Below are 8,049 nucleotides of genomic sequence, written 5' to 3'. Positions count from 1 at the left end.
CCCTCTCCCCCCAAAAATAAAAAAATAAAAAAAACACTCCCCCCCCCCCCTACTCCCGCCTAACAAAATATACCCCAAACCCCCCCCCCCCCCCCGCTCCCCCCCCCCGCCCCCCCCCCCCGCGGCCCCGCCGGCGGTTGCTCCCCCGGTGCAGCCGGCCCCAGTGCCCGTGAAGAAAAAGCGCCGGCTGGGCCGCTTCCTGCTGATGGTCGCGCTGCCTGCGGCATTGGCTGTCGGCGGCGGCTATGTCTGGGTCACCGGCGGCCGCTATCAGGAGACCGAGAACGCCAATCTGCAGCAGGCCAAGGTGTCGATCGCTTCCGACACGGCCGGCCGCATCGTTAAGGTCGACATCTTCGATAACCAGCTGGTCAAGCAGGGTGACGAGCTGTTTGCCATCGACCCCGAGCCCTACCGGATCGCGCTAGCGCAGGCCGACGCCGCGGTTGCGGGCGCGCGTCTCAATGTCGAGCAGTTGCGCGCGGCCTATGGCCAGTCGATGGCTCAGCAAAAGTCCGATGCCAGCCAGGTCGCCTTCGCCCAGTCTCAGTTCGATCGCGCCGCCGACCTCGCCCAGAAGGGCATCAACGCCAAATCGTCGCTCGACGAAGCCAAGAACGATCTCGACAAGGCCAAGCAGCAGCTGGCGGTTGCCGAGCAAGGCATCATCAGCGCCAAGGCAGGCCTTGGCGGCAATCCCGACATCGAGACCGACAAGCACCCGACCGTGATGGCCGCGCTCGCCGCGCGCGACAAGGCGGCCTACGACCTGGCCCAGACAACGGTCAAGGCGCCGGCGGACGGCATCGTCAGCCAGGCCTCGTCGTTCAAGGTCGGTCAGTATGTCGGTTCCGGCACGCCGCTGTTTTCGCTGGTCGAGACCGGTGACACCTGGATCGATGCCAATTTCAAGGAAACGCAGCTCACCCACATGAAGCCCGGCCAGAAGGCCGAGATCGTGGTCGACACCTATCCAGGGCGCACCTTCGAGGGGACGGTCAAGGCGATCGGCGCCGGCACGGGAGCCGAGTTCTCGCTGCTGCCGGCCCAAAATGCCACCGGCAACTGGGTCAAGGTCACACAGCGTATCCCGGTTCGTCTCGAACTGATCGATGCGGACGCCAAGATGGCGTTGCGCACCGGCATGAGCGCCACCGTTACCGTCGACACCGGCGTGGCGCGTGGCCTGCCCTCGATCTTTGGTCACGCCACGGCTGGCGAGGCCGCGCAGTAACGTCAACAGATTGCCGCAGGACCAGCGGCGGAGGTGAATAGCAGGATTGGTCTGATGGGAGGAGCTGGAAGGATCAGCGTTTTGGCGCTGCCGCGTCGCGGCCTGGCCGAAATCTGAAATCTCCGAGGCAGACTCGTCGGTCCTCATGTTTCCGGGCGGCAGGCATCCGCTCATCAGAGACTTTCAGTCGATGTAACCCCCACATCGACGATCGCGTCCCACCGCGACGAGGGTCTCTCAACGGAAGGCGTTGCCGCCCGGAAACCCCTTGTACACGTTTTTGTTACCTGCTGGAAGTTCCACGCCATGAGCACGCCCGAACCCTTCAAAGAAGTGCCGCATCGCGGCCTGATCACGGTCGCGCTCATGCTGGCGACGGTCATGCAGGCGCTCGACACGACGATCGCCAACGTCGCTCTGCCGACAATGACGGGCGATCTCGGCGCCTCGCCGGACAACATCAACTGGGTGCTGACCTCCTACATCGTTGCCGCCGCCATCATGACGCCGGTCACCGGCTGGCTGGCCGACCGCTTCGGCCGCAAGGAACTGTTCCTGACGGCAGTGGTCGGCTTCACCATATTCTCGATGCTGTGCGGCATCGCCTGGAGCCTGGAGAGCATAGTGTTCTTCCGGCTGATGCAAGGCGTGTTCGGAGCGGCGATCGTGCCTCTGTCGCAAACCTTCCTGCTCGACATCAATCCCAGGGAACGCCATGGCCAGGCGATGGCCATTTGGGGCGCCGGCATCATGCTGGGGCCGATTCTGGGCCCGACGCTGGGTGGCTGGCTGACCGAGAATTTCAACTGGCGCTGGGTGTTCTTCATCAACCTGCCGGTCGGCATCGTCGCCTTTCTCGGCATGGCCGCCTACTTGCCGGCCGTTGCCCGGCGGGTGCGCGGCTTCGATTTCTTCGGCTTCGCCATGATATCGCTCGGCGTCGGCGCGCTTCAGCTGCTGCTCGATCGCGGCGGCGAGGTCGACTGGTTTTCCTCGGTCGAGATCTGGATCGAACTTGGTCTTTCGCTCACCGGCTTCTGGGTGTTCATCATTCACACCATGACCGCCGAACACCCCTTCATCGATCCCAAGATCTTCCTCGACCGCAATTTCGTGACCGGGCTGGCGTTCATCTTCATCATGGGTGTGCTCATTCTGGCGAGCATGTCGCTGTTGCCGCCGATGCTGTCGACCATCTTCGGCTATCCGACCGTCACCATCGGCGTCGTCATAGGGCCACGCGGTGTCGGCACCATGATTTCAATGCTGGTCGTCGGCCGGCTCATGAGCAAGATCGACGCCAGGATCCTCGTGGTCATCGGCTTCCTCCTGACCGCACAGTCGCTCTACACCATGTCCAGCTTCACGCCGCAGATGGACAATTGGCTGATCATCAGCTCCGGCGTCATCCAGGGCCTGGGGATGGGAATGGTGTTCGTGCCGCTGTCGACCGTCGCCTTCGCCACGCTTGACGTGCGCTTCCGCACCGATGCCACGGCCTTGTTCAGCCTGGTGCGCAATCTTGGCTCGTCCATCGGCGTGTCGGTCGTGACGGTTCTGATGGTGCGCAACACGCAGATCAATCACACCGAGCTTTCGGCCTTCATCAACCCGTTCAACCCCAATCTTTGGGCGGTCTCTCCTGCCGCCGCGAGCGGCGATCCGACGGCGCTTTCGCAGGTCGATCGCATGGTCAATCTGCAGGCGATGATGATTTCCTACGTCAACGACTTCAAAATACTTATGGTGATGACGCTGCTTGCCATCCCGTTTGTTTTCCTGCTGCGCAAGCCAAAGCAGGCGCCTGCCGGCGGCGCGCCGGCAGCGCATATGGACTAGCTCTATTTTCCGAGCACGAGGCTCCAGTAACGGAGCTTGCTGTCGCCGCCGTCGCGCACATAGGCAAGGCCGAAGCGGGTGAAGCGCGGGTCGAGCATGTTGCGGCGATGGCCAGGTGAATGCACCCAGATGTCGAACAGCTTCTCGAGGTCGAAACGACCCTCGGCGATGTTCTCCGCCGCGGCGCCGGAAATTCGATTGTCCTTGATGCGCGAGGCGAAATCCTTGCCCCAGCCGGTGGTGTGGCTCATGCGGCGGCGCTGCGCCATGTAGCCGGCCTGCTGCAGGGCAGCCTGTTCGAGTTGCCGGTCGGCGACCAGCGGCGCGAGCCCCGCCGAGGCGCGGATGCTGGCCAGCGTGCTGGTGGCGGAGGAGGAGACCCCGGCGCCTTCGCCTGACGGCAGTGAAACGGTGCTGCAGGCGGCGAGGCCCGCCAAGGCTGCGAGGCCGGTCAGCACCATGCGCCTGTGCAGATTCGGGATCGGGTGGGTTTCGATTTTCGCTATGGTCATGCCCCTGAGATAACGTCGATCATGGCTTTTGCCGGGCAGGGCGGCGAAAATCGAAGATGTTAGGCGGCAGTATCGAGATCTGCGTCCGAGGAACCGCCCATCCGGTCGTCTTCCGTATGCACCCACCACGACCCGAGCGCGTCGATGAGCGGTACAAGCCGGCGGCCAGGCGCTGTGAGGTCATAGTCGACCCGCAACGGATAACCCGGACGCACCGTGCGCCGCACGATGCCGGCTTCTTCCAGCTTGCGCAGTTCCAGGGTCAGGATGCGATGCGACACGGTCGGGTTGTCACGTCTCAGTTCACTGAACCGCTTGGTCCCGTCCTTCAGATAATAGAGCAGCAGTGTGGGCCAGCGACCGCTGAGCACGCGCATGGTCTCTTCGATCGGGCAGCGTGAGACGACGTCTTTCATGGGCGGATCCTGGTTACAGAATTGTGCGTAATTTACATGGGACGACAAGCGTTTAGGGTCAAGTTTCGCTGCGCGGCGTGATCCTCTCAATCACGGAAGAAAACAAATGGAACCTATCCTCCTTTACGGCTTCCCGGCGGGAAGCTCGATGGGGCTTGTCGCTGCCTTTGAACGCGTCGGGCAACCCTATCGCCTGTGCCGCGTCGACATGCTCACCGAGATGAAAAACGATGCCTATGCCAGCATCAACGACCGTCAGGAAACGCCGGTGCTGATCACCGACGAAGGCCGGGTGCTCACCGAGACAATGGCCATCGCCTCGTGGCTCGAAGCCCGCGACACACAGCGCCGCATCAGCTTCGAACCGCGCACGCCGCAAGCCGACCGCATGCACCAGCTGATGGCCTTCGTGAACACCGGTTTCACCGCCGCCTTCAGCCCGCTCTGGGTGGCATTGGAAATGGCGGCGGATGAACCGGCGCTGAAGGCGACCTTGCGGGAGTTCGGCCGCAAGGCCGTTGCGGAACGTCATGATCGGCTCGAGGCGATGATCGCCGACACGGATTTCCTGGTCGGCGACCGGCTGACGCTGGCCGATACCACGCTGATCGGCGTGGCACGCTGGGCGGAGTTTCACCAGGCGATCGACGGCGCTGCCTATCCCAAGCTGGCCGGATTGCGCCTTCGCATCGAATCCGATCCGGCCGTGCGTTATGCGCTGGCTGTCGAGGATGGCGAACAGCCCGCCGGTTCTGGCGCCTGCCTTGGCCACGTCCCCCTGACTGAGGTGATCGATCGCTTCGCGGCGGCGGCGAAATCGTAGCGACACTCTGTTTTCAACCAGGATGTGCCTTTGTGGGAGGCGCTGATCTGCCGGAGTGCGGTCGCCGCCGCACTCCGGCATTGTTAAAGGGGACCGCCATTTTTCTCAACGCTACCGCTTGGGCCGCCTGTCGTTCTCATTTCACCAGAGTGATCATCCGATCGGCGTACATTGTGCGATTTCCAAGCGCCGCCGCGCAGTCCGACTTGACGGACGAGTTTCCGGTCATCTGAATCGTATTGCCGACAAGCCTGAGACAGTCGCCCTGGGCGCTCATATCAGAGTTGCCGGCGTAGGAAATGGGCGCGTCCGGCGCGTAAATGAAACCGCTGAGCACGGAATTTGCGCCGCCATTCAATGTCAGAGCAGACGTGTTGCCGTGATCCTGGAAAATGGTGATGCCAGCATAAGGGCCGCTGGTGGGCGGGGAAAGGTTCACCTTCTCATTGGCATTTATGTAGATCTCAGCGCTTTCCATGAGGAATATAGTCACGCCCTGGCCAGCCAGGCTGCCGTTCCCCCCTGGCTTTATGGTGGTGCCGCGCATGATGTAGACGCCCGGATCAAGCGTGATGTCCCCCGACAATGTCTTGTCGCAATACGTGCCGGGCGACAGCGTGTAGGTTTTGCCGTTCGGGACAGGCAAACACAATGTGTAAGGGGGAGGAACGACGTCGGCCAATGGATCAAAGGACGCGTACCTATGTTCGTGCGGCGTTCCGCAGGCGAGACTGGCGCTGGGTGGCAACAGCCCGCTGGTGCCGCCGACGGTTGAGACACAGCCGGCTGAAACCAGCGCGGAGCCACCCCTGTTGACGGAATCGGACGCGTCCGAGTTCGCCGCGATCACGCAATTGTCCATCGAGACGTTGGTCGAGCCCTGGAGGTTCACGGCGGCGGACGCATGCGGATCGAGCGCCAGCACGCAGGCCTGTGCGCCAGGTTTTACCTTGACCGAGGCCGAGCGGGAGGCCTGCCAGGGGGCCGAGGCGCTGATGAAGCTTGGGCGGCTTATGCTGGACGACAGCGAGATAAAGTAGGCGCTTGGGCTGCCGCTTGCCGTTGCCGCGAAAGCGGAGACGCTGCCCAAATATTCCTGCTGGTCGGCCGCGCTCATATTGGCGGCGAAGAATTGCAGCCCAAGCTGCTGGACATCGCCGGCCGCCATATCGGGAGAGAACTTCGTGCCGATGGCGAGCCCCGCCGCGTCCAGCGAGTTCTGCAGTTGCGAGGCGTCATGGCTCGTGCCGATCAGATCAACCGCGCCGGCCAAACCAATCATTATCGGCAGCATCGCGACGGCGGTCGTCATGGCAAAGTTGCCGTGCTCCGAAGACCAGAAGCCTCTCAATGCGAACATAATTCCTCGCCGAACCTCGTAAAGCTCAGGTGATACGCCAGAGATCCCTACGAGTAATTTAAGTAAATGCTAAAATACGTAAATGCTAAAATGCAGAACAATGGTTGGCTAAAACGAAAGACTGCCGAGGCACGCCATATGAGAGGCCATACGGAGAGTTGAACACTAGGAGTTGCGCCCCAGGCAATTGACGCGGCGACAATCGCCGCCAACTCTGCTATCATGCCTCTTGATCTTGAAGTGGCAGCTCTGGCGGCCATCCAGGCGGTGACCGCCCCGACACACGGGAGGAAGGTTATGGCCGGCTTTCATGTCATGGCGGACGCACGTGGAATGCATGTGCAGCCAACGGTGCGCCGCATCACCACGTCGGACCTTTGGGATGCGCTGCGCCTCGGCTTCGAGGATTTCTGGGCAAAACCATCGCACTACGTGTTCCTGTGCCTGATCTATCCCATCGTCGGCCTGATCCTGACGCAGTGGACGTCCGGCGCCAATGCCATCCAGCTCATCTATCCCCTGATGTCGGGTTTCGCGCTGGTCGGGCCGTTTGCGGCGCTCGGCCTTTACGAGATCAGCCGCCGGCGTGAGCTCGGCATGAACACCTCCTGGTGGCACGCGTTTGATGTGCGGCGCTCGTCCGCTGTCCCGTCGATCGCTGTCATCGGCGTCATGCTGGTGGCGCTGTTCCTGTTGTGGCTCTACACGGCGCAGTCGATCTACACCGGCCTGTTCGGCGACCAGCCGCCGGCCTCGATCGGTGGCTTCGTCCGCGACGTGCTGACCACCAGCAAGGGCTGGACGCTGATCCTTGCCGGCAATGCCGCGGGCTTTGTCTTCGCCGTAATCGTGCTGGCCACTACCGTGGTTGCCTTCCCGCTGCTGCTCGACCGTGACGTCGGCGCCGTTTCGGCGATCGAGACCTCGGCCCGGGCAGTGATGGCCAACCCGCTGCAAATGGCGCTGTGGGGCTTGCTGGTCGCCGTGCTTCTGGTGATCGGTTCGATCCCGCTGTTTGCCGGGCTCGCCGTCGTCATGCCGGTGCTCGGCCATGCCACCTGGCATCTCTACCGCAGGGTGGTCGAGCCGGAGCGGGCACAGCAGATAAGGCGGCCGATGTAGATCAGCACTCTCAGCGCTGCGCCTCTGTCGCCATCTTCAGCGCCAGTGCCGCCAGCACGGTGCCCATCATCCAGCGCTGGATGACCAGCCACAAAGGCCGTCCGGCGAGAAAGGTGGCGATCGAACCGGCCGTCACCGCGATGACGGCATTGACGCTGAGGCTGATCGAGATCTGCGTCGCGCCGAGCACCAGAAGCTGCGACAGGACGTGGCCTTTGCCAGGGCTGATGAACTGCGGCAACAGCGACAGATAGAGCACGGCCACCTTCGGATTGAGCAGATTGGTCATCAGGCCCATGGCGAAAAGCTTGCGCGGCCTGTCCCTCGGCAATTCGCGCACTTCGAACGGCGAGCGTCCGCCCGGCTTCACCGCCTGCCAGGCCAGCCACAGCAGATAGAGCACGCCGGCAAAGCGCAGCGCGTCATAGGCGTAGGGCACGGCGAGCAGCAGCGCGGTGATGCCGAACGCCGCCGCCAGCACATAGAAGACAAAGCCGAGTGCCACACCGCCAAGCGAGATGAGCCCCGCCTTCGGCCCCTGCGACAGGGAACGCGAGATCAAATAGATCATGTTGGGGCCAGGCGTCAGCACCATGCCGAGGCAGACCAGCGCGAAGGCGAGATGATTGGCTGTTTCGGGCATCTGTTCTTCTCCAGCGCGCCGCGAATGGACGCGCGATCCGGCAGGCGGCCAAGATGTGCCTGTCCCGGCAGGCGCGCGCAAGTGCATGGCGGCGCCAGCC

At 62.8% G+C, this 8,049-nt stretch carries 8 protein-coding genes; 4 read left to right on the top strand and 4 right to left on the bottom strand.

The annotated features are described in order from the left end of the window. The first annotated feature begins 67 nt into the window (after window positions 1–67). Both AC0L3E_RS30800 and AC0L3E_RS30795 read left to right on the top strand, forming a co-directional pair. Window positions 68–1,234 carry an HlyD family secretion protein gene (locus AC0L3E_RS30800; protein WP_473606433.1) on the top strand — a complete coding sequence of 389 codons (1,167 nt, stop codon included), beginning with the start codon at window positions 68–70 and terminating at the stop codon, window positions 1,232–1,234. Window positions 1,235–1,540: 306 nt separating this feature from the next. Then, a complete protein-coding gene (locus tag AC0L3E_RS30795; protein WP_127331522.1) occupies window positions 1,541–3,073 on the top strand; it encodes a DHA2 family efflux MFS transporter permease subunit in 1,533 nt (510 codons plus the stop codon). 2 nt (window positions 3,074–3,075) lie between these two features. On the opposite strand, the gene AC0L3E_RS30790 is transcribed toward AC0L3E_RS30795, so the two are convergent. Both AC0L3E_RS30790 and AC0L3E_RS30785 read right to left on the bottom strand, forming a co-directional pair. Further along, the gene (locus AC0L3E_RS30790; protein ID WP_473606419.1) at window positions 3,076–3,585 is read right to left on the bottom strand and encodes a CAP domain-containing protein; all 510 of its coding nucleotides are present in this window, start codon (window positions 3,583–3,585) and stop codon (window positions 3,076–3,078) included. Between the two features lie 59 nt (window positions 3,586–3,644). Beyond that, the gene (locus AC0L3E_RS30785) at window positions 3,645–4,001 is read right to left on the bottom strand and encodes a winged helix-turn-helix transcriptional regulator (RefSeq protein ID WP_127395619.1); all 357 of its coding nucleotides are present in this window, start codon (window positions 3,999–4,001) and stop codon (window positions 3,645–3,647) included. A gap of 106 nt (window positions 4,002–4,107) precedes the next feature. Here AC0L3E_RS30785 and AC0L3E_RS30780 point away from each other — a divergent pair, with 106 nt between their 5' ends. Then, window positions 4,108–4,824 carry a glutathione S-transferase family protein gene (locus AC0L3E_RS30780; RefSeq protein WP_127271609.1) on the top strand — a complete coding sequence of 239 codons (717 nt, stop codon included), beginning with the start codon at window positions 4,108–4,110 and terminating at the stop codon, window positions 4,822–4,824. 136 nt (window positions 4,825–4,960) lie between these two features. Here the strand turns inward: AC0L3E_RS30780 and AC0L3E_RS30775 are convergent, their stop codons facing one another. Continuing rightward, a complete protein-coding gene (locus AC0L3E_RS30775; RefSeq protein ID WP_473606418.1) occupies window positions 4,961–6,184 on the bottom strand; it encodes a TadE/TadG family type IV pilus assembly protein in 1,224 nt (407 codons plus the stop codon). A gap of 297 nt (window positions 6,185–6,481) precedes the next feature. Between AC0L3E_RS30775 and AC0L3E_RS30770 the strand changes: the two genes are divergently transcribed. Next, window positions 6,482–7,306 carry a DUF2189 domain-containing protein gene (locus tag AC0L3E_RS30770; RefSeq protein ID WP_473606417.1) on the top strand — a complete coding sequence of 275 codons (825 nt, stop codon included), beginning with the start codon at window positions 6,482–6,484 and terminating at the stop codon, window positions 7,304–7,306. Between the two features lie 10 nt (window positions 7,307–7,316). Here the strand turns inward: AC0L3E_RS30770 and AC0L3E_RS30765 are convergent, their stop codons facing one another. Beyond that, the gene (locus tag AC0L3E_RS30765) at window positions 7,317–7,949 is read right to left on the bottom strand and encodes a LysE family translocator (protein ID WP_023813536.1); all 633 of its coding nucleotides are present in this window, start codon (window positions 7,947–7,949) and stop codon (window positions 7,317–7,319) included. Window positions 7,950–8,049: the final 100 nt, after the last annotated feature.

Source organism: Mesorhizobium sp. WSM4822 (assembly GCF_055811155.1).
Note: the sequence above shows the minus strand (reverse complement) of the source record. Positions and strands in the feature narration are given on the sequence as shown.

What these genes read in the sequence shown, in the direction of transcription:
- AC0L3E_RS30785 (WP_127395619.1), bottom strand. Translation starts at nt 4,001, where the DNA reads ATGAAAGACGTCGTCTCACGCTGCCCGATCGAAGAGACCATGCGCGTG.
- AC0L3E_RS30765 (WP_023813536.1), bottom strand. Translation starts at nt 7,949, where the DNA reads ATGCCCGAAACAGCCAATCATCTCGCCTTCGCGCTGGTCTGCCTCGGC.
- AC0L3E_RS30790 (WP_473606419.1), bottom strand. Translation starts at nt 3,585, where the DNA reads ATGACCATAGCGAAAATCGAAACCCACCCGATCCCGAATCTGCACAGG.
- AC0L3E_RS30770 (WP_473606417.1), top strand. Translation starts at nt 6,482, where the DNA reads ATGGCCGGCTTTCATGTCATGGCGGACGCACGTGGAATGCATGTGCAG.
- AC0L3E_RS30795 (WP_127331522.1), top strand. Translation starts at nt 1,541, where the DNA reads ATGAGCACGCCCGAACCCTTCAAAGAAGTGCCGCATCGCGGCCTGATC.
- AC0L3E_RS30780 (WP_127271609.1), top strand. Translation starts at nt 4,108, where the DNA reads ATGGAACCTATCCTCCTTTACGGCTTCCCGGCGGGAAGCTCGATGGGG.
- AC0L3E_RS30775 (WP_473606418.1), bottom strand. Translation starts at nt 6,184, where the DNA reads ATGTTCGCATTGAGAGGCTTCTGGTCTTCGGAGCACGGCAACTTTGCC.